The sequence below is a fragment of the Methanocella conradii HZ254 genome, assembly GCF_000251105.1.
In the GTDB taxonomy this organism is placed as follows: Archaea; Halobacteriota; Methanocellia; order Methanocellales; family Methanocellaceae; genus Methanocella; species Methanocella conradii.
The window spans coordinates 276,801-300,381 of sequence record NC_017034.1; the positions used below are offsets into that span (position 1 = coordinate 276,801).

A 23,581-nucleotide genomic window follows, 5' to 3' on the forward strand; every position below is an offset into this window, starting at 1 on the left:
ATTATACTATATATTTTAGGTTTGAGCGATATGGATACTGTGAGAGAGTACGACTCCGTTAAAATCACCAGGCGGGGGAGGGAGCCGGCACGAGACCAGGTCATGGTCGAGGCCACCATCGACCTTCTGGTGAATGGCACGCGGCTATCCTCAATCGTGACCACGCCCGAGATGCACCGCGAACTCGTGGTGGGGTATCTCATCACCGAGGGGGCGATCTCGTCCATGAACGATGTCCAGGGTATAGAGCAGGACGGCAATAAGGTGGATGTGAAGATAAAAAATTTTGAGCACTTCAACCTCTGGTACGAGCTCCGCTCCTCCGGGTGTATAGGGATAAACTGGGAGCACCGTGACGAAGACCTGTTTTTGCCGATTGGCCAGAGGTTTGATATTGATATCATTTTGGATAGCCTTGGCTATCTTTATTCAGATATCCACAAAAAAACCAGGGGCGCCCATACCGCATGCCTGGTAGACGCTGGCGGCGAGATGAGGTACAGGGCGCTGGACGTGGGAAGACACAATGCCATCGACAAGGTGGTGGGGGCGGCGGCCCTGGCGGGCGAGGACGTGACAAAGATGTTTTTGCTCTCGTCGGGCAGGCAGCCCGCTGGCATGGTCATGAAGGCGGCCAGGGCGGGCATACCGCTCGTGGTGTCGAAGGCAGCGCCCATAAGCTCAGGGATAGAGAGCGCCCGGCGCGCCAACCTGACCCTGGCGTGCTTCGCGGACGGGGAAAAGGTCAAGGCGTTCTCATGCCCGGAGAGGATTGTCTCTTAAACTGCTCAAGGAGCTCCTTCGCCCTGTCCGCCCTTACCTTCTTCTCCCTTACCATGGCCTCGGCCACCTTATCTATTAGCTCGCCTGTGGCGCCTGCCTGGATGGCCACGTTCCTGGAGTGTAGCTGCATGTGGCCGCGCTGGATGCCCTCGGTTGCGAGCGCCCTCAGCGCCGCGAAGTTTTGGGCGAGGCCTACGGCGGCCATGACCTCCCCCAGCTCGGTGGCGGTCTTGACCCCGAGTATTTTCACGTTGGCCCTTGCCGTGGGGTGGGAAGCCGTCGCGCCTCCGACAAGGCCCACCGCCAGGGGAATCTCGATGGTCCCCACTAAATCGCCATCCGCGTTCTTTTCGTATGCGGTGAGAGGCCTGTATGTGCCCGTGATGGCGGCGTAGGCGTGCGCCCCCGCCTCTATGGCCCTGGTGTCGTTGCCGGTGGCCAGCGTCACCGCGCTGATGCCATTCATGATGCCCTTGTTGTGCGTGGCAGCCCTGTAGGGGTCCGCCAGGGCGAACTCGTACGCCTTTATTATGCCATCTACTACCTCCTCGCCGCCTATGGCCTCTTTCGCGAACACCGCCCTCGCCCTCATGAGGCGCCTGTCCGCCAGGTTAGAGATGATGCGTAAATATACTCTACCGCCTGTAGCCTTCTCTATGTACGGTGCCACCGTCTCGGCCATCGTGTTGACCGCGTTCGCGCCCATGGCGTCCCGACAGTCCACGATGAGGTGGACGACCAGTATGGGCCCGTGGGGCGTGTCCTTGACGTAAGCCTCCACGTCCTTGCAGCCCCCTCCGAACTTCACTAGAATGGGGTCGACAGCATTGGCCATCTCCATTATCTTCTCCTTCTCGGCCAGCACCACGAACCTGGCGCTATACGGGTCCTTGACGCCGGTGACCTGTATGAGGCCGCGCATGAAGGGGCCGGTGCTGCTTGTCTGGAAGCCGCCCTTCTCCCTGGCCATCCTGGCCGCGTTAGATGCGGCCGCTATCACGGACGGCTCCTCGATGGCCATGGGGATCAAGTAATCCTTGCCATTTATTAGAAAGTTCACCGCCACCCCTAACGGGATGGGCATCACCCCTATGACGTTTTCCACCATGCGGTCGACCTGCTCGTACTTCAGCGCCCCGGTCGAGCTAATTATTGATGCCTCCTCGTCCGATAGCCCTGCGAATTCTTTGACCGCGTTCAGCCGCTCCTGTGGCGATAGCCTGTAGAATCCCGATATCCTGGAAGTCTTCTCCATCTTGGTGTCTCCTCTTAGGATGCATGTGCTTCAATGGTTAAAAACCTAATCGTGTTGCGGTAGCGCATCTTCTACTTCTAAGACTAAACCATCTGCTCGACCATCACTTATTCATGCTAAAGCACGACGCCAGGTCGGGGCGCTTAATGGCACGAAGCCTATCCTTCAAAAGCTTCCTTAAGTGCTCGACCTCTCCCTTCTTGGCGCTAATCGGGGCTATCCTGTCAAGCCAGTTCGTCCACGGGGGGTTAAAGCCCAGCCGAAGCACGATATCGTCGAGCACCATGTCCCGCTCCCGCTCATAGATGTTATCGATCTTGTTGACGGCCACGATCACCGGTATGCCCAGGTCCTTCAAAAAGCTAAAAAGCTCGACGTCAATGGGCACCTCCCCCCTGGCAGTCCATCTATCCACGACCTCCGAGAAGGACTTTGCATCCACCACCTGCACGGCGCACAATATGCGGGGCGCGTTATCCTCGAAGTATTTTACGATGAGGTCCCTTATCCTCTCCTGCTTTTTGTAGTCTACGCCTTTCATGTAGCCATAGCCGGGCATGTCGGTAACCAATAGGTCCCCGAACTTGTAGTAGTTCGGCCTCTGCGTGACTCCGGGCCGCCTTCCCACGCGGACCTTAATGCCTATGAGCCGCCTCATGAGGGTGGACTTGCCCACGTTGGAGCGGCCTATGAAGACTATCTCGTGCTTCGCCTCGACGTGCTCGAAGTTTAGGCCTGCCAGCGACATCAACAGACATAAGGCAGCAGGTAAAAGTAAACTTATCGGGGCTTCATTTTTTATCCCTGGCCCGGGATTTTTTAATATGGCTTATAAGGCCTGCAGGCGGAGGCGAAGGAAAGAGGGCGAGCCAATTCAATACGTGCCTCCCGAGGAAAGGAAAACGGTCGTGGAGTCGCCGGCCAGGGAAGAGCCCAGCATGGGGAAAGAAGGCGGGGAGCCCCAGCAGGTATAGGAAAGAATGAAAGGGCTACCAGAGCCGCCCGAAGTACAGGTTGAGGCCCCAGACCATGGCGCCGAATATTATGGCGGCGGCGATCACGAAAAGCGGGTCGATCTTGATTGCGGACTCCTCGGCCTCGAAGTACCTCATGATGCCGGCCGACGACATCAATCCGCTGGTGTCTTTTTTAGCCATTATTTTTTCCTCCGTACTATACGATACGTGAGGTATGATATATACGTTACTCCGGCAAACGTGCCAATACTTGGCCTCTAGCCGTATTTTCTCCTTCTTTGAGAAGCCTTATTAACCCCTGGGGAGATTTAGTCTCTGATGCAGGGCGAATATACGATTTCGGGCATTATGATATATGGGGAGGAGTTCGAGGTAAGGGAGGGATACGTCGTCGTGGAGGGCTCGAGGATAAAGGAGGTCGGATTCGAGCGATGTGACTCCCCCATTGAGGGCCTGATATGCCCTGCCTTCGTCAATGCCCACACTCACGTGGGCGACTCTATAGCCAAGGACCTCCCATTTTTGCCTCTCTTAGAGCTTGTGGCCCCGCCGGATGGGCTGAAGCACCGTATCCTGAACGCCGCCTCGAGGAGTGCCATCGCGGATGGAATGCGCTCGGCGCTCGACGCGATGCGAAGGACTGGCGCCTGCCACTTCATAGACTTCAGGGAAGGCGGAGTACAGGGGTCGTCACTGCTAAAAGGCCTCGCCGGCGGAAAGGCAACCGTGCTCGGCAGGCTGGCGCCTGAAGACTCCGTCGAAGAACTGCTAAGCGTGGCCGACGGCGTCGGCATAAGCAGCGCGAGAGACCTTCCGGCGGAAGCCCTGCATGCCATCGTAGAAAAGGCGAAAAAAAGCCGCAAAATAATCGGTATCCACGCGGGCGAGTTAAATAGAAACGATATAGATAACGCGATAGAAATCATGCCTGACTTTCTAGTGCACATGACCCAGGCCACCGCATCCGACATGAGAAGAGTCGCTGACCATGGCATACCGGTGGTGGTCTGTCCCAGGTCTAACGCCGTAACTGGCGTAGGGCTTCCCCCTGTAAAACAGATGAGAGAGGCGGGGATAACGCTGGCGCTGGGCACCGATAACGTCATGATGAACTCGCCCGACATGTTCAGGGAGATGGAGTGGGCAGACAAGCTCTTCCTTCATGACGACGCCTACGCCCTAAGAATGGCCACGCTTAACGCGGCAAGGCTTGCCCGCCTTAATAAGGGCGCGCTCAAGCCAGGCATGGACGCAGACCTCCTGGTATTTAACCTGGACTCCGATACTTTTAAGTCCTCGCAGAATCTCTTAAGCACCATAGTCAGGCGCGCAGGGCCCGACGACATCAGCTATTTTATAGAAGAGGGGAAAGCATGGCGGAACTGTTCAAGAAAATATTGATAGCGACGGACGGCTCGAAGCGGACGCAGGAAGCCGTCGAGATGGGGCTAAAGCTGGCAAGGGAGCACGGCTCAAAAGTGTATGCCGTATACGTAGTGGACACCGTGACGTTCACATCCATACCCATGGACGTTACGTGGGAGAACATGTACCAGCTCTTGAAGGACGAGGGGGAGGATGCCGTCAAGGCAGTAAAGGACGCGGCGCCCGACGTGGACGTGGAGACCCACGTTCTCGAGGGCAACCCGGCGGTCGAGATAACGAGGTTCGCCGGGGAAAAGGGCGTCGATCTTATAGTAATGGGCACGCTGGGGAAGAGCGGCATCGACAGGCTACTTCTTGGCAGCACGGCCGAGAAGGTCATCAGGATAGCAAATTGCCCCGTACTAGTGATAAAGAGCAGCAAAAAATAGCCGGTAAAATATAAATATTATGAAGGAGCCTTCGAGGGATGTTATGAAGCAATCATTGACCGTTGACGATATCATGATCAAAAACGTCAAGAGCATCGAGATACCTGGGTCCCGTGACGATGTGCTCGAACTCATGCAGAAGGAGCACATCTCCGCCGTGCCGGTCGTGAAGGAGGGCACCTTGATGGGGATAATCACGAGGATAGACCTCCTGAAGCATCCAACCGAGGAGCAGATAGCGATGCTTATGACGAGGGACCCGGTGACGATCACCCCGGATGCCCCTATCTCAGAGGCCGCCCGCATCCTGCTTATGACGGGCCTTCGCAGGCTTCCTGTGGTCGTGAAGGGCAAGCTTGTCGGCATCGTGACGGTCGCCGACATCGTGGGCGCCATCGGCCAGATGGACATCAACGAGCCCATTAAGGCCTACGTGAAGGATGGCATAGTGGCCGTGTGGGAGGAGACGCCGGTCAACGTGGTGAGCGAGATCATAAGGCTTTCAAAGCACGACGCGCTGCCCGTGCTCAACAGCAAGGGCGAGCTTACCGGCATCATCACCATCACCGATCTGATAAATATGAGCCGTATCGAGGACTCGGTGGAGAAGTCCGACATGTCCTCCGGGGCGGACGAGGACAAGTGGACGTGGGAGAGCATGCGTGACACGATGAGCCTCTACTATGGGGTGTCTCGCATCAAGCTGCCCGACATTCCCGTGAAGAACGTGATGGTCAAGGAAGTCATCACGGCGTTCCACAAGACCCCTGTGTCGGACTGTGCCCGGAAGATGAGGCGTAACCGCATCGAGCAGGTGCCCGTCATAACGGCGGATAATAAGCTGGATGGCCTCCTGCTTGATAGGGACCTGCTTTCCGTGCTCGTCCACTAGCGGCTCGGGTGAAGCTTGCACCAGGGCTCCTTTATTCTTATTATCTGCCTTGCCAGGTGTCTCCTCGCAGACGGGGGCACCTCGTAAAGCCCAGGCTCTAGGTCGCGCTCTATCTTTTTGTAAAAGGGCGACGCCTGCCTGGCCCCACAATTCCTGCACCTGTAGCCCTTATCCTTTCCCGCTGATTCCATGCTCCTGCCGCACGAGAGGCACTTCGGGGGCGTTTTTTTGAAATGCGCCGCAAGCCTGACTACCTCTAGCTTCTCCAGGTTTAGCGTGTCGCTCTTCACGCTCCCATAGACCCGGACCTCGTCGCCCTTAATCAGCTTTTTGGCTATATCCCTAAAATTCTTGGTGGGCTCGAAGGCGGCGCACTTTATCGCGCTCCCGGCCTGCTCGATTTCGAAGAAGACGTGGCCCCCTTCGATTACGTACGGCTCGGCGCTGACGAAGCCTCGCAGGATGTATGACCTGTCGTTCCTCGCCCCGGCTATGCTGGAGGGGATGAGGTGCATGTCGGTGCCCTGGTTTGTGATAAATACCTGGGAGCGCTCCACCGGCTCGGACTCCAGCATCTTCTGCGCTTTCAAAAGCACTTCCGGGTCACGTCCCCTGATGCCGTACAACACGGGGTCGGGGGTGTGTGGCGAGAACACGATGACGTCGTTGTGAAGGTCCACGTTATCCCATGTGTCCGGATACGTGGCCGCGTCCATGGCGTAGACAGATGCCTTATTTATGTACCTCGGCCTGCCATAGTTCTCTGGCATGCGGTAGGCGAGGAGCTCGTACGTGTAATCATAAAGCTCTAGGCCGATGGAGGCCAGGGCGCCTATGACCCCCCTGCCATTCTTGTAGCGGTGGACGCGCATGCCATGCTTTTCCGCCAGCCTGGCCGCCTCATCTATCTCGACCACGTCCCTCACCACCCTCAGAGCGAAGTCTTTAACCTCCTCGGGCACCTCGCCCTGGTAGATGACAACCCCAGGGTTTGTGTTCTCGTCGTCAAACCTGGCATACTCCTCGACGGCCTCAACAGCCATTTTCTCCACCTCATCAATCGGGCCCTCGTTTAGCGTGAGGCACAGCGCGGCATTCCCCCTCGTCTTATACTTAATGTTCGGGTTGAGCCGTATGAGGCGGGGGTAGCCCTTTAAACCAAACATGCTGAGCCGCTCCGCTAAGACTGCCGCTAGATAGGTCGTACACATTCCCAGCCTGGAGTCGGTGTCATCAATTCCCACGTAAAGCATAATCCAAAACGTTTTAATATTAGAAAAAGTACACATGAATGTTAACAATATAAGTCTTTCGCCATCATGACCCGAGATACGCTGCTCGACCAGGCCATACACATATTACAAAAGGCCGAGTTCATGATCTCAGAGAAGTGCGACATCCGGCCCAGGAGCTTCGATTTCGGCGCCAGGAGAGGCAAAACGTTCCTCCTTGTAAAAGTTCTGTCGAACATCGAGGGCCTGGGCGAGGACACTTCCCGGGAGATGCGCAGGCTAGCCGTGCTTTTCAACGGCACGCCAATAGTCATAGGCGAGCACACAAACGACCACCCGCTCGAGAGCGGGGCCGTTTACCTGAGGTACGGCATACCATGCGTAAATATAGAGACCTTCAAGGACAACTTCCTTGAGGGAGTGCCGCCTCTAGTGTACGCCGCGCCGGGCGGGCTTTACGTCGAAATAGATGGCGACACGCTCAAGGCGGTGCGCGAGGAGAAGAACATCTCGCTGGGGGAGCTTGCTAAGCACCTCGCCGTCTCCCGGAGGGCGATAAGCAAGTACGAGAATGGCATGAGCGCGACCATTGACATAGCCCTTAAGCTCGAGGAGATCCTGGACACGCCCCTGGCCAAGCCCATAAACATGCTGATGATGTTCGAGAAGCCAGAGGATACCCCGGAAAAGGACGACCTGAAGGACGCTAGCGACCTCGAGAAGGAGGTGCTCGGCGCCATGATGAACATCGGCTTCGACGTTTTCCGGACCACCAAGGCCCCGTTCAACGCATTATCGAGGGACGACGAGAACAAGGTGCTCACGGGGGTTAGCGACTACTCTGAGGCGGTGGTCAAGCGTGCCCGGTTCATGTCGAGCCTCGCCGACGTGGCGGACGCCTACTCCGTCTTCATCGTAAAGAAGATGAGCAAGTCCCGCAACATCGGCAACACTGTATTGGTCAGGCACGAGGACCTCAAGGAGTTCGACGACAGCGAGGACCTGCTCACCCTGCTTCTCAAGAGGCATGCCCATAACGGGGCCAACAATTAAAAAGCCCTTGCTTCTACTTATTCGATATTTCTGGTAGAATAAGCACTTTTATATTAATAATATTTATATTTAAGCGTTGATTTACGTTTCATGGGTATCTAACGCTCTCGGTCACAGCCATAGCGCTCCTTACTGGCTGTGGAAGTGGTGGTTCTTTTGGCGGGCATCGGTGAGGCTGTCGGCAGGCTCATAAAGGGCAATTCCTATTTAATAGTGCTGGCAGCCCTCATCCTCATAGCTTTAGCCCTGGCCTACGCCGGAAGGATATACATGGCCACCGGCACCGAGACCTTCGTCTCCAAGGATAGCCAGATATACAGGGATATAGACTACTACAACAAGAACTTCCAGTCCACCACATTTTTAATACTCGTAACCTCGGACGACGTGCTCGACCCAGCGGTCTTGAAGGCGCTCGAGGATATGGATGAGCAGATAAGGTGTAACCCTAAGGTCGCTAATGTCACGGGCCTGCACACCTTCGTCAGGCAGGCGTCGAAGCTGGCCTACGGGAACGAGGAGATACCAGACAACAGGGCTGACATAGTCAGGCTTTTATCAAGCGCCCCGGAGGGCGCGGCCTTCATCGTGCCCAACGAGCGCCATGCCATCGTGACCGTCGAGCTTCAGGGCAACGTGGACGAAAAGGATGAGCCGTCAATCCTTGAAGACGTTAAGCGGGCCATAGAGTGGTCCCCCCTCCCTCCAGGCACCTCCGCTGTAGTAACGGGAAAGACGGCCATGATGCTCGAGGTGCAGCAGGAGATGATGAGGAGCATGATGGCCATGCTGGCCACCGCCATCGCCCTCATGGTCATTGCCCTCTGGCTCGCCTTCGGGCACGCGAGCTGGCGGCTCCTGCCCCTGCCCATAGTGCTCGCGGGAATAATCTACACGGGCGGCATGATGGGTTTAGCTGGAGTGCCGCTCACCATGGTCTCGATGGCCGTGTTCCCCATACTCATAGGGCTGGGCGTCGAGTACGCCATCCAGTTCCATAACAGGATGATGGAGGAGCTTGGCTCGGGAAAAGCCCCCGGCGACGCGGTCGTATCCACGGTTAAGAACATAGGGCCTCCCGTGTTCTACTCTATGCTTACCACCTCGTTGGGATTCCTATCCATCCTGCAGTCGCCCCTTCCCATGATCCACGACTTCGGGCTTATGTGCATGATAGGCATAATCGTCTGCTTCCTCACCGCCCTCTTCCTGCTCACCTCAACGCTTTTCATCCTCGCGAGGCTCGGAGCCATCAAGGCCAGTGCGGCGGCACCGGGCCGCATCGAGAAGGCCATCGGACGCGTGGCGGAGACCACGACGAGACACCCCATCGTAGTAGTAATCGCCATACTAGCCATGCTCATCGGCTACTCCATCGACCCCCTCGTAGGCGTGGAGATCGACGCCTCCAGCTACGCGCCTCAGGACCTGCCCTCGGTGGTGCTCTTCAGGACTCTCACGGCGATAGTGGGCTATAAGACCGACGACCTGGTGGTGCAGGTCAAGGCGCCAGACATAGCAAGCCCGGAGACCATAAGATGGATTGACTGGCTCTCTGGGTATGAGCGGAGAAATAACCCTGACGTGCTCATGGTGGGCAGCGTCGCCACGATGTTGAGGCAGTACAATAATGACACGCTTCCTGACAGCAAGGAGGCTATAGCCAAGGCCATGGATAGCGTGCCGCCAAACATGTTGAAACAATACGTGGACGACTTCCGGACGACCAGCGTCGTCAAGATGACCGTCCAGGACCATCCTACTGATGTAAAGATATCTGGCTTAGAGCGCGTCCAGAGGGACATCGAGTTCTACCCTCCGCCGCCGGGCATCTCGGCCTCGCTTGGCGGCCAGTCCATGATGACGGAGATGATATTCGGCTCGCTGACGAGCGACAGGCTGACCATGACCGCGTGGGGAGGCTTTTGCGTGCTCTCATGCCTCTTATTCGTTTATAGGGGCAACTGGGTTAAGGCGGTGGTGCCGGTCATCGCCGTCACCATCGTCACGGGCCTGTCCTGCGTGATAATGCTGCTTTTGCACATGAAGTACACTCCCCTGTCGGTCACGCTGGGCTCCCTCACCATAGGCATAGGCATCGACTTCTCCATACTGCACATGGAGCGCTACTACGAGGAAAAGGCCAGGGGGCTGCCGCCCGCCAGGGCCATGGAGGTGGCCACCGCCAGGATAGGGAACGCCATATTCGCCTCGGCGAGCACCGTGATAGCGGGCTTCGGCGCCCTCGCCATGTCCAGCTTCCCCATACTGAGCAACTTCGGCGTGGTCACCATAATCGACTTTCTTCTAGCATTGATGAGCGCTTTCGTCATCATGCCGCCGCTCCTCGTAGCCCTGGACACATGGCAGTCAGGCAGGAAGGCAAAATCAGAGGTGAGCGCATGACCCGCTCAGCGCTCCTCGTAGCGCTCATCGCGCTGCTGCTATTGGCCCCCCACTCTGCCGCCCTCCAGGGTCCATACTTGCCCCAGACGATCAATGGCGGGCCTATCATCGACGTATCCCTTTTCGGGAACAGGGAGCTTTACCCGGGGCAGACCACCACTCTCCAGATTGTAGTGCAGAACAGCGGAGTGCTTGGAGGGCTCGTTGGGTATCAGACGCCCCTCATCTATCCCGTCACTTTGTCAACGACGAGCTCCATAACCACGCCTGTTAAGGAGGCCAATAATAGCAGCTCGGAGAGCCCGGATGTTGAGGGCTTAAGCGGCCCTGCGGGCCAGCTCGTAAGCTCGGCGACCATGACCAGGCAGGTCAACGTCCTTTATGACGAGTTCGAGCTGAACTCAGGCCCCAACGTGGCCATCGCCGCCACCACGGCCCTGGGAGTAACGGCACGTTTGTCCACCGAGGGCACGCCGCTCCAGGTGGTATCAGGGGAATGCGTGGTCGGCGGCTCGCTGCCCGCCGGCAGCGTAAGCCCTCCATTCAGCTTCATCGTGCGCGTGGACCGGGGGGCGAAGCCTGGCGTATACGCCCTGCCCGTCATAGTCACCTACAAGCACCTCGCCGGCCAGTACGACTTCAAGTCCGCCTTCGGGGACGTGCTGGAGTATAACGACTATGTAGAGGAGTGCGTGACGCTCCACGTTTACGTTGTAATAAGGGAGGCTTTCGACCTGGTGGTCACGGTTGAGGGCTGCCAGAACATGCTCCCGGGGTCGGATGGGATGGTCACACTCAAGGTGAGCAACGTGGGGGGCGTCTGCGCCGAGGAAACCGTGATATACCTCATGCCCTCTTACCCGGGGCTGCCCCAGGACGGGTCGCTGCCGGATAATGTCGCTATAGCCCCCAGCCTGGTGTTGCCCGTGCAGGGCTCCCAGTATATAGGCCGAATGGACCCGGGCGAGGAGAAGCTGGTGAGCTTCAAGGTGGCAGTATCACCTGATGCCGAGGCCGGAACGTACCCCCTGAGCGCAATTGCCTCCTATACGGACGCGTGGGGCAAGCAGAAGTCATCCAACGTGGACACGTTCGGCGTGCCCGTGCAGCCGGAGATGAAGTTCACCGTGGACGAGGACCCAATTGCTATAAGGTGCGGCCGGTCCTGCGCCGCCACGGTTAACCTGACTAACACCGGGCCTGTGACCGCCCACGATGCTGTCGTCAGGATGAACGCCCTCGACCCATTCGTGGTGAGCTACGATACCGCTTATCTTGGCGACGTCAAGCCCGGGGAGAGCGTCAACACGACGTTCGGCATAAAGGTGAAGCCCGACGCGGTGCCTACGACCTACTATGTGACCATGGAGGTCAAGTATTATGATGACGAGGACGACCCCCACGTCACCAAGATCATAAGAAAGGCAATCGTGGTCGACCCGCCTCCCACGTTGTGGGAGAGCGCCCTGGAGAACTGGCCGATCGTCGCCGGGGCGGGAATCGTGGCATTACTCGGGGCAGCTTATGCCGCGAGAGGCTTCCTCAAAGGGAAAAAGCCCGGGAATAAGCCACAATTGTCGCCGGTTAAAGACGAATCGGCAGAACAACATTAACAAGAGGCAAGTAGTGGTGGATTATTAATTACCAGTATGACTCGTTTATCAGGTACTTTACTATTATGTGCCTAACGTCTGGACACATATAGTATTTTTTATACCTGCTATCCCACCTGCATTCGATGATATTCGCATCGATTAACTTTTTTAAATACCAGTACGTAGAGCTCTTATTCATTTTAAACTTACGCGAGAGCTCCATGTTAGTCATGCCCGCATTATCGAATATCGTAGATAAGAGCCTATTGTACTTTTCGTTGCTCGTATATGAAGCGATCAATTTTTCTTTATCGCTGATGCCTTTCGAACTTGCGAACAACCGTATGAATTTACCCATCTTTTTAAGGATAATTTTACCTTCGGCTTCAAGCTTTTTTATGTGGTACCTAACGGTGCCCTTGGGAAGATTTATATCCTTTATTATTTTGGACGTTATACAACCCGGATTATGGGCAATATAACCAGCGATCGTATCTTTGTTCCTGCTAGAAAACGATTTTTTACCTTACGTTTACGTATAACCATCGGAGCTATGATAATAGATTTGATTATCGTTCCTATTGAGCCAGACCAGTATGCTACTTGTACCCAGAGCGGAAGCCCGTGGAAGGATGCGGGTTCAAATACAGTATCCTCGCTTTTTTGCTCCGGCTCCTCAAGATTAAAATTACCCTGATGTGTTACAATAATATCACCAGGCTCATCCTCGGCATATGCCGGAACTATAGAAAAAACAACAATCATTAATAACAATAATAGCCCCAGGTGATATACACTGATCATCTTAATGAGATTTCGTCTAGCTAAAGACATATACGATTTCCTATCCATGTAATAAGTAAATACTTTTTTAAACCTTCTGTCACGATCGTACAACTGAGAACCGATAGTTAAAGGATTGCGCCACAAAAAATAAATACGGTAAAATAGAGTGCTTGCTTAATAAGCGTCTGAAAAAGCGCGGGAAACATATAGTGTCTCATGAGGTTCAATCGCCAGGAATAGCATACTGGACCTCATGGCCAATAAAGACACGGAAGGGTAAATCCGTTCAGTGCCTCTTCAATATATAAGAGGCGAGAGATCCTTAAAACCGACAGTTAGCAGATTATGAGATAAAACTTAAATATTTACAAATTAATATATTGCCTGGTAAGCGCCTGAAGCGCGATAAGTACGCGTGGCCCGGCCATCGGCAAGGACAAGCCTGGCCACACGGCCAAAAAGAGGCAGAGTAAGGTAAATCCGTTATCCCTTATAAGGGTTTGCCACGCCCGCGCCTCTTTATAAGAGGCGAGAAACTACGAGAAAGATACTCACAATAAGCATAATAGCGCTGCTATTATGCGGTATGGAGTTGGCCAACACCGCCTTGGCGGCCACGCCGCAAGCAGGCAATAGTGACCAGAAGAACCCAGGTATTATAAATTGGGTTGGACCGAGGGACATGTCGAATTACAGCATTAACGTAACACCGGAGAAGAAGCCAGTTCTTGATAAAAGATGGGAGCAAACTCACTCCGGTGCAGTTTTATGGAATCAATCGATGAGCATACCTAAAGACATAATGGTTCTAGGCGACACAAAACTATCTTCCAATTTTATGGCTATGGACAATATGCCATCGGCTCAGATATCAAATCTGACGCAATTATCCAATAAAAATTCAACTCCGTCCAATGGAATGCAAAGCTTAAGGGCATCGGCCAATGTTTATATCACGAGCGTCTATTACAATTGGTACTGGGTTCAAGACGTTGCGTTCTCTGACGAGGTTACCATTTATAATGCGGGTCCCGATGTCGCAAGCGGCAGGGTCATCATCTGGATACTGGAAGATGGATATGGTTTTGCTGCTCCCTTCTATAATTTAGCCCCGGGGTATACAACGACGGTAACAGTTCCATTCGAAGCGATTAGTGGTAGCAGCTCGGTTGGAGTAAAACCAATCAATGTTGAAGTCCGAGTAGGTCCTGACGATATATCAACGCATTTCATTAGACTGTCGACGGACGGTGTAGAAGTATACAACAACGATGCGAATCATTTAGCCGATCCTGACGGTGGCGACAGCTTGGAATCAAGTGAACTATACCATCCATTTAACAATGGATACACAATTCTGCGAGAAGCCGCACTGGCAGGAGATAACAGCTACACACCATACTACACTGCATATTTCATAAACGATTATGTTAACCGTCATATGCACTATGCCGAAGAAGCTGAATACTACTATCCATATGTCATATATTCAGTATCCGATTTGTATATGACAAGCCATGGATACATCGGTGTCTGCGATGATTATTCAACCCTATCAATCGCATTCGAGAGAGCCTTGGGCGTACCTTCAAGGTATTATAGGATAGAGATGAACAATCCGCAAGGTCCCGTAGGCCATGGGATAACTGAAATATGGGATGGTACAGGATGGGTTCACTCAGACCCGACTTGGCATGTCTTTAACAATCCACAGGTCTATAAGCAATCCGGATATACAGATGTACATTTGTGGTTACAAAGCGATGCTAGTGACAGCGTGTATGCGGGCGATCCCTCTGGAGATCAATTCTTAGATCCAAAATTTGATTTCGGAATAATAGTGGATTTAGGCGAACCACCGGCATATAACTAAGGTGAATAAGGAGGATATGATAAAGTGAGCAAGGATATGATAAAATCCAACTTTTATTTTTTCATTATAATTTTATTTTTAATGATGTTTATCACAATATATGCGAGTCAGTCTTTTATCGTAAATGCTCTTGATACTACAGGATCTCAGCCAGGTTTTACTGCTTACGACCGCATCAACGATTCTTTATCAGATCTTTATAATAAATACCCAGATACTAATGATAGTAGAGTGATTATGGACTTTACAAACGCTCATGGATTTGGCGGTTGGTACTCGAAAAATGCATACGAAGGCTATGCTGACTCGTATCCCGAAGATGCTAAAAAGCCCGTTGCATACGATTATTTATACATACTTCCGGCAAAGGATTACGATAAGAAACTCATCGTCCTTTATCAGACGATGGGTGCATGGACGAATACTAGTGAGAATGGCATTAGATGGACTTTAGAAATAAACATAAGCGAGGAACGCCCGCAGGCTTCCTCTGTCTATGAGCTATTCTGGCCTGGCTCCGATTATTTGTTTGAATTTTACGGAATGCATCCCAATGCCAAGAATAATTCGGAGATAGAGAACTTTATAAATACGTATGGAATGAGCGGCTGGTATGAAAAAACGGCATATCCAGGATTTAAATACATATACGTGCTACCGAAGAGGGATTATTATAATAACCTGGTCTTCCTGAACGAGATAACGGATGAGCGCCGAGTTAATACCAGCATCAGGTGGGTAAAGTTTATCGATAAAGGAGAGGAGCTTCCGCCGTTGAACGAGAGCGAGGCACGGGCCATGGGAATTATCGGCAGTGCCACGCCGGAGATCAAAACGGATACCGTGAGCGCCACACCTGCTCCAGGCTTCGTGCCCGTATCGGCCATGGCCGGGGTCGCCATCGCGTTGTTGATAAAAATGAAAAGGAAATCCGAATAGCATGTTAACCGTAGGAATAAGAGGCCCATGTACCTGGGCATACTGTGGAATTGGTTTATGTCCTGCGGGCGCCCCATAAAAATGAATAAATATCACAACAATATTATATATTTTGACGGTGATACTTAATTGGATAAAGGAGCCGGAGGGAGTATATAAATATCCACAAAGTTTTTATTTTGCCGTTACAGAGTAAATGGTCGGAGGCCGTATTTTTCGCTTTCATTAATGCGATGCTCCTCCCATGATAAAAAGTATTTATCCTATGTATGAGACAAAACGCTGAGAACGAACGGTGATGGCAATTGAGTGAAGAGGTAAAAATGGAAAAGCAAGACGACCTGTGCGGCGGCCTCGAGTTCAGCTCGACCAGCGAGATCGAGGTTCCCACGAAGCTGATCGACCAGGTGATCGGCCAGGAGCACGCTGTCGAGGTCATCAAGAAGGCCGCTAACCAGCGCCGCCACGTCATGATGATAGGCACGCCGGGCACGGGCAAATCGATGCTCGCAAAGGCCATGGCCGAACTTCTCCCCAAGGAGGAGCTACAGGACGTTCTCATCTACCACAACCCTGAGGACCCCAATAACCCGAAGGTCAGGGTGGTCCCCGCGGGCAAGGGCAAGCAGATAGTAAACGCCCACAAGGCTGAGGCCCAGAAGAACTCCCAGCTTCGCAACCTCATCATAGTCTGCTCCATGCTGGGCATACTCGTGTTCGCCTTCGTCTACATGAACTCGCAGTTCATGTGGGCGGTCATCGCCGTGCTGCTATTACTACTCCTTTTGAGATATGTTACCCCGAAGGAGACGGTTATAACCCCAAAGCTTTTGGTGTCTAACCAGGGCAGGACTACGGCTCCATTCATAGACGCCACCGGCGCACATGCCGGCGCCCTCCTGGGCGACGTGAGGCACGACCCGTTCCAGTCGGGCGGCCTCGAGACCCCGGCTCACGAGCGCGTCGAGGCAGGAGCCATACACAAGGCACATAAAGGCGTTCTATTCATAGATGAGATTAACACGCTCCGGATGGAGAGCCAGCAGCATCTGCTGACGGCCCTCCAGGAGAAAAAGTTCCACATAACCGGCCAGTCTGAGCGCTCCTCCGGCGCGATGGTCAAGACGGACCCGGTGCCCTGCGACTTTATTATGGTGCTTGCGGGTAACCTGGACGCTAAGGAGGGCATGCACCCGGCGCTGAGGAGCCGTATCAAGGGCTACGGCTACGAGCTATACATGCAGGACACCATGGAGGATACTCCTGAGAACCGGCGGAAGCTCGTGCGCTTCGTGGCCCAGGAAGTGCTCAGGGATGGCAAGATACCGCACTTCGACAGGAGCGCAGTAGAGGAAATAATCAGGGAGGCCAGGCGGAGGGCGGGCCGCAAGGGCCACCTGACCCTGAAGCTCAGAGACCTTGGCGGCCTGGTGAGGGTCTCGGGCGACATAGCCCGCGCCGAGGGGGCTCAACTCACCACGGCTGAGCACGTGTTGAAGGCCAAGAAGATATCCCGCTCTGTCGAGCAGCAGCTCGCCGATACGTATCTTGATAGAAGGAAGGACTATCGCCTGTTCAAGGTGACCGGCGAGGAGGTGGGCCGCGTAAATGGCCTGGCCGTAATAGGCGGCGACTCCGGCATCGTGCTTCCCATCGTGGCGGAAGTCACCCCGGCCATATCCAAGTCCGAGGGCCACGTCTACGCCACGGGCAAGCTCAAGTCGATCGCTAAGGAGTCGGTGCAGAACGTGAGCGCCATCATCAAGAAGTACACCGGCTACGACATAGCCAGCATGGACGTCCACATCCAGTTCGTGGGGGCTTACGAGGGCGTCGAGGGGGACAGCGCCTCCGTGTCGATAGCGACGGCGGTCATATCCGCCCTGTCCCAGATACCCGTGGACCAGAGCGTGGCCATGACCGGCAGCCTCTCCGTAAGGGGCGAGGTGCTCCCCATAGGTGGTGTCACCTATAAGATAGAGGCGGCCGCCCTGGCGGGCATCCAGACGGTGCTCATCCCGAAGTCCAACATGGGCGACGTGCTCATCGAAGAGTACTACAAGGATAAGGTCAGGATAGTGCCCGTCTCTAACATCAGCGAGGTGCTCGAGTACGCCCTGGTTGGCAAGATGAAGGAGTCCTTCCTGGATAAGATCCGCAACTTTAGCGTGGATAAGATGGGCATCGGCATCTTTGATAAGGCCCTTCCGCATTGAGTGGCGTCGGCTTTTTATCGACGCCCATCCTTTTAAGTGATACCATGGAATTCTACGACGTAAGAGAGCTGGATGGATATAATGTTTCTATTGTATATGATAATGGCGAAGTCGACGAGATCTCGGAGCACTTTTTTAAGGGCGGGGCGGTGAGGGCCCTGGTAGGCGGCTCCTTCGGCTTCACGAGCGTCGATGATTTGGAAAAAATCGGCACGGCCATAAAGGATGCCATTGCAATCGCCAGGAAGATGGACGGGCTCAACCCCCGGCCACCCATCGAGCTTGCGCCCATGCCTAAACTGAGAAAGGACGTGTATAAGGCTAAAAAAGACCCCGCAAGCGTCCCTCTCGAGGAAAAGCAGCGCCTCGTGAAGGACATCGAGGAGGCGCTTAGGGGCGATTTAATAAAGAGCACCAGGGTCACCTACTCTGAGGCGTACACGCATAATATTTTCAAATCCTCAGAGGGGGATGAGGTGGAATTTGAAATTTACAGGACGGGGTTTAGCTGCGTGGCCGTTGCGAAGGATGGAGGCGCCATGCAGATGGGCCGGAGTAGCTACTTTAACGTGGGCGGATACGAGGTGTTCGACCAGTGTGACCCCCTAAAGCTGGCTGAAGAGGCCAGGAAGGAGGCCATCACGCTTTTGAGGGCCGGGTCCCCGCCGGCAGGCCGCTTCGACGTCATACTGGACCCGGAGCTGGCGGGTGTATTTATTCATGAGGCCGTGGGCCACGCAGCCGAGGCCGACACGGTGCTCGAGGGCGACTCGTGCATCGAGGGCATGATTGGCTCCACGATAGGAAGCGAGCTGGTGACCGTGAGAGATGACCCTACGCTGTTGCGGTATGGGCATTACCCGTATGACAGCGAGGGCGTGCCTTCGCAGCCCACGACCATAATCGAGCATGGCGTCCTTAAATCGTATTTGAACTCGAGGGAGACTGCGCTAAAGTTTAGCGGGCATCCGGGTAACGCCCGCTCCAGCGGCCTGATGAGGCCGGTGGTGCGCATGAGCAACACTTTTATTGAGAACGAGGACATGTCGGTCGAGGAGGTGTTCGAGGGCGTGGACGGCGTATACCTGAAAGGCTCGCGGGGCGGCCAGGTAAACACTGGAGAGGGGATATTCCAGTTCAACGCGGTGATGGGCTACATCGTTGAGAACGGGCAGATTGGAAAGCCCATCAGGGACGTCTCGATTTCCGACAGCACGCTCAGGACGCTTAAGAGCATCGTGCGGGTCGCTAACGACCTCGAGTTTCACTCGGGACGCTGCGGCAAGGCCGGGCAGAGCGTGCCAGTCGCGGACGGCTCTCCGCACATCCTCGTCAAGGACGCGGTCGTGGGGGGCTCCGCATGAGCCTAAAAAAGCTCGTTGAGCTGGCCTTGAAGGAGGGCGCCACCGAGGCCGAGGTTTTCTGCTCTAAGGCTAGGCTGGTCAACGTCGAGACGCAGAGGGGTAGCGTCGGCTTCGCCGAGGAGAGCGCCTCGGAGGGCCTGGGAATCCGCGTGGTCGCCGGCGGAGCTTTAGGTTTTTCCTCGGTCAACGACCCCCGGAGGTACGAAGAGGCAGTGAAGGCGGCGGTCAGGTGCGCGAGGGCGCGAGGGCCGGACCCATCGTTGAAGGGCCTCCCCAGGCCAGGGCAATATAGAGCCGCCACTGGCATATACGACAGGCGCCTCGAGGAGCTTAGCCTGGACGAGTGCATCGACATGGCTGCGGCCATGGTGGCCGAGGCCAAAAAGGATAAGGACATCTCGGTCACCTTCGGCAAGCTTACGAGCCAGGCCTCCGAGACCTCCATCGTAAGCTCGAGCGGTATAGATGCCTGCGAGAAGGAGACCGCAGTCTACGGCTATATCGACGTGATATTAAAAAAGGATGGCCAGGTGTCCACAGCCTTCGATTACGACGTGTCGAGGGCCTGGGACGTCGACTTCTCCCTCGTGGGAGAGAGGGCGGCGGAGCTGGCGAGAAGCTCGCTTAACGCCGTCTCGGTGGAGAGCGGCTCCTATGACGTCTTGCTGGGGCCTCAGGCCTTTGCCGACATCATGGAGGGCACGCTGCTGTTCGCCATTAACGCCGAGAGCGTGCAGAAGGGCAGGTCGAGCCTTTCCAGTAAGATGGGAGAGAGGGTGGCCGTGGATGGACTAACGATGGTCGACGACGGCCTCTTGCCCGGCGGCCTTGGCACGTCGAGCTTTGACGACGAGGGCGTCCCCACCCAACAAACCATAATTATAAAAGACGGCATACTCGAGTCGTTTATCTACGACTCCTACACGGCGGGCAAGGAGGGCCGGGAGTCGACGGGCAACGCCATGAGGGGCACGTACCAGCTCAGCCCAAAGGTGGGACCCCACAACGTCCGCTTCGAGTACCCGAGGAGCGATGTCATAGGAGAGACTGAAAGGGGTATCTACGTGAACTCTATAATAGGCGCCCATACCGCCAACCCCGTGACTGGCGACTTCTCGGTCGAGTGCCGAAACTCGTTCGTCGTGGAGGGCGGCCAAAAGATAAAACCAATAAAGTCTCTCATGCTCAGCGGTAACGCCTTCGACTTCTTAAGGAAGATAGATGGCATGGGCAGGGATGACCGCAAGGTCGGGGCCTTCGTCACCCCAACTGTCAAGGTCAAAGATGTGCGGGTCACGCGGGGCTCGTAATTCATAAGCAGGGGGCACCCCTGCTTTCCAATAACTTATATATCTATCTAGAGATAACTACCTTTGAACTCAAAAGAGCCGATTCAATATGAAACGAATATTTCAGCGTATTTTCTTTCCAGCACTTTTATTAATCTTGCTGCTCTCCATTATAGCTCTGGCGTATGGCATAAGTGTTGAGAAAAAGAGTATGCAGCCCAATATTCGTCTCGATCCCTATTTTCATGCTCCTCAAGATAGGGAAGATGTAATCGTTTATTTTAAGGAGATGCCTTCATCAATTGAAGAATTCGCATCGTCTTACGGTGTCACCCCAATTTTCGTTAAGGACGATATTAAAATGGCCGCGTTTGAGACTTCGCCTACGAGAGTACCTGGCGTGACCAGCCAAAAGACTAAGGAACTTATAGAACAAATCTCCAAAGATCCACTTGTAGAGTCGGTTAAAGTAGATACATTCATGTTTACGGATAAAAAATCGGATATCAAAGCGATGCCTGAGGTAATTACCCCGGAAGACCTTGATAAAAATGGCACTATATATTCTCATGAAAAGGTTATTGTTGGATTCTGGAGGTTTCCTCCGTCTCTTGAGGATTTTGCCGCCAAATATGGGGGGAGGCTGGTCAATCTAACCGAGGGTGACCGGAATTTACTGACAGCAATGTTCGAGACCGATGACATGACAGGTTTTATAAATAATGTATCAAAAGACCCATACGTTAGGTATGTTGAGCCAAACATCGTAGGCCATGTCTGTTGATGATGTTACATTGTTCTTTTTTTTTGTAAATTGCCTGGCTCAGATTATTTCGAACGGAAGGATAAATTTGGCTTTTTTTGCGGGAGAACAAAATATAAGCCGATGACGTGCCTAGTTAGGATAGCGACCTGGACAGCTACCCCCAGCCGCAGGGAGGACGAAAAATGAACTTCAGGCTGCTCGCCATGTGTATCTTTGCCTTGCCCGCGGTGGCCGCCTCGGGCTGCGTGCTAGAGCCGACGCCGGTGTCTTCGCCCACACCCACGCCGACTGCCACCCCTGCGCCGACCATGTGGCCGCCAGCAACGATAGACACCATAATGAGCACGCAGGTTAGCATTGAATACCTCAACGTGTCATACAGTAGAGACGTAAAGACGATGCAGGCGGAGAACTTCTCAATCCTCCTGGAGAATAAGGGCCACACATGGGCGAATAACACCTTTCTAACTACACAAAACAAACACTAGGCTTTTCACCACAAAGTACACAAAAAACACTAGGTACACAATCTCTTTTATTTAAAAAAATTGTGTACTTTGTGTTTCCTTGTGTTCTTTGTGGTTAATATTTTAGTGTTTGTTTTGTGTACCTTGTGGTTAAAAAGGTAGTATTCACCTTTAGGATAACGGGGCCATGGGGCGGAGAATCCCCGCTATTTTAATGTTGGGATGAATCCGCCCCTTGAATCCAAACTATAAGTATAAAAACCAAAAACTATTTAATAGTACTATACAGTATAAAGTTAAAGTTCCACCGTATGGGAGCAGCAGCAAAAGCGGAACCGTGTTCCGCCTTTAATCAAATAGTCTTCTATGGGCTAAGCCCGATGCCGGGATGACTGGCTGAAAGTGCGGATGAAATCCCCGGCGAAGGGATGGAGCGCACAAGGTGGATGCTTCCGATTTCAATCGGGAGAGAAGGTCACGTAATCGCATTAGCATCATTCATTTACAAATGCTAGTTCTTGAAGCTCTGTATTGGCGGTGGTATCCTGCCGCCACGCCTGACGAAGCCAGCAGAGGAGAACCTGTTGAGGGGCATCACGTAGCTTCCTCCGAGAAGCCCGCCGAACTCCACGTACTCCCCCTCTTTTCCGGCTGGTATTATGCGCACGCCGGTGGTCTTTCCATTTATTACGCCTATGGCGCACTCATCGGCTATTATGGCTGAGATGGTTTCGGGGGGAGTGTCGCCGGGCACGACGAGCATGTCAAGGCCCACGGAGCACACGCTCGTCATGGCCTCCAGCTTGTCGATGGTGATTGCGCCGCGCTTCACCGAGTCTACCATGCCCGCGTCCTCGCTCACGGGTATGAAGGCGCCCGACAGGCCGCCCGTATACGAAGTAGCCATCGCCCCGCCCTTCTTGACGGCGTCGGTGAGCAGCGCAAGCGCAGCCGTGGTGCCATGGGTGCCGCACTTCTCCAGGCCCATTGCTTCCAAAATGTTAGCCACCGAGTCCCCCTCGGCAGGGGTAGGCGCTAGCGACAGGTCGACGATGCCGAACTCCACGCCAAGCCGCTCTGCCATCTCCCTGCCCACAAGCTCGCCCATCCTTGTTATCTTAAAGGATGTGCGCTTTATGGTCTCGGACAATTCGCCCAGGTCGGCGTCCTTCATCTGCGACAGTACTGCTCTTACGACGCCAGGCCCGGATATGCCCACGTTAATCACCGTCTCGGGCTCCCCATCGCCATGGAACGCCCCGGCCATGAACGGGTTGTCAGACGGGGCGTTGGCGAAGACCACGAGCTTCGCGCACCCAACCGGGTTAAGCTCCGCCGTACGCTTGATGACCTGCCCCATGAGGAGCACGGCGTCCATGTTGATGCCGCTCTTCGTGGTGGCCACGTTGACGGAGCTGCACACCCGCTCGGTGGAGGCCAGCGCCTCGGGTATCGAGCTAATCAAAATAGAATCGCCAGCCGTGAAGCCCTTGTGCACGAGCGCAGAGTAGCCGCCTATAAAATCCACATTAAGGTCCCTGGCCGCCCTATCCAGAGTCTTCGCAACCGACACGGCACCCTCCACGGCCTTCTTATCGCCAGCGAGGGGGGCATCTAGCAGGCTGGCGATAGGGGTCACAGAAATACGCTTATTAACGATTGGTATCCCAAACTTCTGCTCGACCGCCCTGGCCTCGCTCACCAGCCTCTTAGCCCTCGAAGTCACGGTCTCATAGATACGCCTGTTCATCTCCCTTATATTATCGCAGGCGCACCCCCTCAGGCTTATTCCCATAGTGACAGTCCTAATATCCAGGTGCTCCGCCTGAATCATGCGGACCGTCTCGAGTATCTCCTCGATCGAGTAAATCATG

22 protein-coding genes and 1 pseudogene are annotated in these 23,581 nt (G+C 54.3%); 14 read left to right on the forward strand and 9 right to left on the reverse strand.

Annotated elements, in window-relative coordinates; genetic code table 11:
* The first annotated feature begins 30 nt into the window (after positions 1–30).
* A complete protein-coding gene (gene fdhD / locus MTC_RS01380; protein ID WP_014404883.1) occupies positions 31–783 on the forward strand; it encodes a formate dehydrogenase accessory sulfurtransferase FdhD in 753 nt (250 codons plus the stop codon).
* Here the strand turns inward: fdhD and MTC_RS01385 are convergent.
* A complete protein-coding gene (locus MTC_RS01385; RefSeq protein ID WP_014404884.1) occupies positions 746–2,038 on the reverse strand; it encodes a hydroxymethylglutaryl-CoA reductase, degradative in 1,293 nt (430 codons plus the stop codon). The genes fdhD and MTC_RS01385 overlap by 38 nt on opposite strands.
* A 103-nt stretch (positions 2,039–2,141) precedes the next feature.
* Positions 2,142–2,786 carry a GTP-binding protein EngB gene (gene engB, locus MTC_RS01390; protein ID WP_014404885.1) on the reverse strand — a complete coding sequence of 215 codons (645 nt, stop codon included), beginning with the start codon at positions 2,784–2,786 and terminating at the stop codon, positions 2,142–2,144.
* A 76-nt stretch (positions 2,787–2,862) separates the two neighbouring features.
* Between engB and MTC_RS13445 the strand changes: the two genes are divergently transcribed.
* The gene (locus tag MTC_RS13445) at positions 2,863–3,012 is read left to right on the forward strand and encodes a hypothetical protein (RefSeq protein ID WP_014404886.1); all 150 of its coding nucleotides are present in this window, start codon (positions 2,863–2,865) and stop codon (positions 3,010–3,012) included.
* A 15-nt stretch (positions 3,013–3,027) separates the two neighbouring features.
* Here the strand turns inward: MTC_RS13445 and MTC_RS01395 are convergent, their stop codons facing one another.
* Positions 3,028–3,195 carry a preprotein translocase subunit Sec61beta gene (locus MTC_RS01395; RefSeq protein ID WP_014404887.1) on the reverse strand — a complete coding sequence of 56 codons (168 nt, stop codon included), beginning with the start codon at positions 3,193–3,195 and terminating at the stop codon, positions 3,028–3,030.
* Positions 3,196–3,333: 138 nt separating this feature from the next.
* Here MTC_RS01395 and MTC_RS01400 point away from each other — a divergent pair, with 138 nt between their 5' ends.
* Genes MTC_RS01400 through MTC_RS01410 form a run of 3 tightly spaced genes read left to right on the forward strand, consistent with a single transcriptional unit; the run spans position 3,334 to position 5,721 of the window.
* Positions 3,334–4,416 (forward strand): amidohydrolase family protein, encoded by a 1,083-nt coding sequence (locus MTC_RS01400; RefSeq protein ID WP_014404888.1) that lies wholly within the window; start codon positions 3,334–3,336, stop codon positions 4,414–4,416.
* Positions 4,389–4,829: a universal stress protein gene (locus tag MTC_RS01405; protein ID WP_014404889.1), complete on the forward strand. Its 441-nt coding sequence runs from the start codon at positions 4,389–4,391 to the stop codon at positions 4,827–4,829. The genes MTC_RS01400 and MTC_RS01405 overlap by 28 nt, the downstream gene beginning before the upstream one ends.
* A gap of 43 nt (positions 4,830–4,872) precedes the next feature.
* On the forward strand, positions 4,873–5,721 hold the full coding sequence (locus tag MTC_RS01410) for a CBS domain-containing protein (protein WP_014404890.1): 849 nt from the start codon (positions 4,873–4,875) through the stop codon (positions 5,719–5,721).
* On the opposite strand, the gene MTC_RS01415 is transcribed toward MTC_RS01410, so the two are convergent.
* Positions 5,718–6,974, reverse strand: a complete 1,257-nt coding sequence (locus tag MTC_RS01415) for a tRNA(Ile)(2)-agmatinylcytidine synthase (protein WP_014404891.1) — start codon at positions 6,972–6,974, stop codon at positions 5,718–5,720. The genes MTC_RS01410 and MTC_RS01415 overlap by 4 nt on opposite strands.
* A gap of 66 nt (positions 6,975–7,040) precedes the next feature.
* On the opposite strand from MTC_RS01415, the gene MTC_RS01420 reads away from it, so the two are divergent.
* From MTC_RS01420 to MTC_RS01430, 3 genes are all read left to right on the forward strand, one after another.
* Positions 7,041–8,006 (forward strand): transcriptional regulator, encoded by a 966-nt coding sequence (locus tag MTC_RS01420; RefSeq protein WP_014404892.1) that lies wholly within the window; start codon positions 7,041–7,043, stop codon positions 8,004–8,006.
* Positions 8,007–8,153: 147 nt separating this feature from the next.
* Positions 8,154–10,412 carry a hydrophobe/amphiphile efflux-3 (HAE3) family transporter gene (locus tag MTC_RS01425; RefSeq protein WP_237706018.1) on the forward strand — a complete coding sequence of 753 codons (2,259 nt, stop codon included), beginning with the start codon at positions 8,154–8,156 and terminating at the stop codon, positions 10,410–10,412.
* Positions 10,409–12,025, forward strand: a complete 1,617-nt coding sequence (locus MTC_RS01430; protein ID WP_014404894.1) for a COG1361 S-layer family protein — start codon at positions 10,409–10,411, stop codon at positions 12,023–12,025. The genes MTC_RS01425 and MTC_RS01430 overlap by 4 nt, the downstream gene beginning before the upstream one ends.
* Positions 12,026–12,053: 28 nt before the next feature.
* On the opposite strand, the gene MTC_RS01435 is transcribed toward MTC_RS01430, so the two are convergent.
* From MTC_RS01435 to MTC_RS01440, 3 genes and pseudogenes are all read right to left on the reverse strand, one after another.
* Positions 12,054–12,365 carry a winged helix-turn-helix domain-containing protein gene (locus MTC_RS01435; RefSeq protein ID WP_014404895.1) on the reverse strand — a complete coding sequence of 104 codons (312 nt, stop codon included), beginning with the start codon at positions 12,363–12,365 and terminating at the stop codon, positions 12,054–12,056.
* 33 nt (positions 12,366–12,398) lie between these two features.
* Positions 12,399–12,497, reverse strand: a pseudogene (locus MTC_RS13875) (hypothetical protein); the annotation flags it as partial.
* The gene (locus MTC_RS01440) at positions 12,461–12,841 is read right to left on the reverse strand and encodes a hypothetical protein (RefSeq protein ID WP_143767025.1); all 381 of its coding nucleotides are present in this window, start codon (positions 12,839–12,841) and stop codon (positions 12,461–12,463) included. The gene MTC_RS01440 and the pseudogene MTC_RS13875, both read right to left, overlap by 37 nt.
* A 538-nt stretch (positions 12,842–13,379) precedes the next feature.
* Between MTC_RS01440 and MTC_RS01445 the strand changes: the two genes are divergently transcribed.
* The 6 genes from MTC_RS01445 to MTC_RS01470 all read left to right on the forward strand — a co-directional run bounded on the left by MTC_RS01445 (position 13,380) and on the right by MTC_RS01470 (position 21,258).
* Positions 13,380–14,666: a transglutaminase-like domain-containing protein gene (locus tag MTC_RS01445; RefSeq protein ID WP_052322775.1), complete on the forward strand. Its 1,287-nt coding sequence runs from the start codon at positions 13,380–13,382 to the stop codon at positions 14,664–14,666.
* A gap of 24 nt (positions 14,667–14,690) precedes the next feature.
* Positions 14,691–15,605 (forward strand): hypothetical protein, encoded by a 915-nt coding sequence (locus tag MTC_RS01450; protein WP_143767026.1) that lies wholly within the window; start codon positions 14,691–14,693, stop codon positions 15,603–15,605.
* A gap of 323 nt (positions 15,606–15,928) precedes the next feature.
* A complete protein-coding gene (lonB, locus tag MTC_RS01455; RefSeq protein WP_237705938.1) occupies positions 15,929–17,821 on the forward strand; it encodes an ATP-dependent protease LonB in 1,893 nt (630 codons plus the stop codon).
* A gap of 44 nt (positions 17,822–17,865) precedes the next feature.
* Positions 17,866–19,185: a TldD/PmbA family protein gene (locus MTC_RS01460; RefSeq protein WP_048189477.1), complete on the forward strand. Its 1,320-nt coding sequence runs from the start codon at positions 17,866–17,868 to the stop codon at positions 19,183–19,185.
* The gene (locus MTC_RS01465; protein ID WP_014404900.1) at positions 19,182–20,495 is read left to right on the forward strand and encodes a TldD/PmbA family protein; all 1,314 of its coding nucleotides are present in this window, start codon (positions 19,182–19,184) and stop codon (positions 20,493–20,495) included. The genes MTC_RS01460 and MTC_RS01465 overlap by 4 nt, the downstream gene beginning before the upstream one ends.
* An 88-nt stretch (positions 20,496–20,583) precedes the next feature.
* Complete coding sequence (locus tag MTC_RS01470; protein ID WP_014404901.1) at positions 20,584–21,258, forward strand: hypothetical protein; 675 nt, start codon at positions 20,584–20,586, stop codon at positions 21,256–21,258.
* 136 nt (positions 21,259–21,394) lie between these two features.
* On the opposite strand, the gene MTC_RS01475 is transcribed toward MTC_RS01470, so the two are convergent.
* Positions 21,395–21,685, reverse strand: coding sequence for a hypothetical protein (locus MTC_RS01475; protein ID WP_048188840.1), 291 nt, complete (start codon positions 21,683–21,685; stop codon positions 21,395–21,397).
* Positions 21,686–22,218: 533 nt separating this feature from the next.
* Positions 22,219–23,580, reverse strand: a complete 1,362-nt coding sequence (locus MTC_RS01480; protein ID WP_014404903.1) for a PFL family protein — start codon at positions 23,578–23,580, stop codon at positions 22,219–22,221.
* Position 23,581: the final 1 nt, after the last annotated feature.

Coding starts and splice junctions, on each gene's coding strand:
- MTC_RS01440 (WP_143767025.1), bottom strand. CDS start 12,841: ATGTCTTTAGCTAGACGAAATCTCATTAAGATGATCAGTGTATATCAC.
- MTC_RS01470 (WP_014404901.1), top strand. CDS start 20,584: ATGAAACGAATATTTCAGCGTATTTTCTTTCCAGCACTTTTATTAATC.
- MTC_RS01395 (WP_014404887.1), bottom strand. CDS start 3,195: ATGGCTAAAAAAGACACCAGCGGATTGATGTCGTCGGCCGGCATCATG.
- lonB (WP_237705938.1), top strand. CDS start 15,929: ATGGAAAAGCAAGACGACCTGTGCGGCGGCCTCGAGTTCAGCTCGACC.
- MTC_RS13445 (WP_014404886.1), top strand. CDS start 2,863: ATGGCTTATAAGGCCTGCAGGCGGAGGCGAAGGAAAGAGGGCGAGCCA.
- MTC_RS01415 (WP_014404891.1), bottom strand. CDS start 6,974: ATGCTTTACGTGGGAATTGATGACACCGACTCCAGGCTGGGAATGTGT.
- MTC_RS01480 (WP_014404903.1), bottom strand. CDS start 23,580: ATGATTTACTCGATCGAGGAGATACTCGAGACGGTCCGCATGATTCAG.
- fdhD (WP_014404883.1), top strand. CDS start 31: ATGGATACTGTGAGAGAGTACGACTCCGTTAAAATCACCAGGCGGGGG.
- MTC_RS01405 (WP_014404889.1), top strand. CDS start 4,389: ATGGCGGAACTGTTCAAGAAAATATTGATAGCGACGGACGGCTCGAAG.
- MTC_RS01430 (WP_014404894.1), top strand. CDS start 10,409: ATGACCCGCTCAGCGCTCCTCGTAGCGCTCATCGCGCTGCTGCTATTG.
- MTC_RS01460 (WP_048189477.1), top strand. CDS start 17,866: ATGGAATTCTACGACGTAAGAGAGCTGGATGGATATAATGTTTCTATT.
- engB (WP_014404885.1), bottom strand. CDS start 2,786: ATGTCGCTGGCAGGCCTAAACTTCGAGCACGTCGAGGCGAAGCACGAG.
- MTC_RS01435 (WP_014404895.1), bottom strand. CDS start 12,365: ATGGGTAAATTCATACGGTTGTTCGCAAGTTCGAAAGGCATCAGCGAT.
- MTC_RS01465 (WP_014404900.1), top strand. CDS start 19,182: ATGAGCCTAAAAAAGCTCGTTGAGCTGGCCTTGAAGGAGGGCGCCACC.
- MTC_RS01410 (WP_014404890.1), top strand. CDS start 4,873: ATGAAGCAATCATTGACCGTTGACGATATCATGATCAAAAACGTCAAG.
- MTC_RS01400 (WP_014404888.1), top strand. CDS start 3,334: ATGCAGGGCGAATATACGATTTCGGGCATTATGATATATGGGGAGGAG.
- MTC_RS01445 (WP_052322775.1), top strand. CDS start 13,380: ATGGAGTTGGCCAACACCGCCTTGGCGGCCACGCCGCAAGCAGGCAAT.
- MTC_RS01385 (WP_014404884.1), bottom strand. CDS start 2,038: ATGGAGAAGACTTCCAGGATATCGGGATTCTACAGGCTATCGCCACAG.
- MTC_RS01420 (WP_014404892.1), top strand. CDS start 7,041: ATGACCCGAGATACGCTGCTCGACCAGGCCATACACATATTACAAAAG.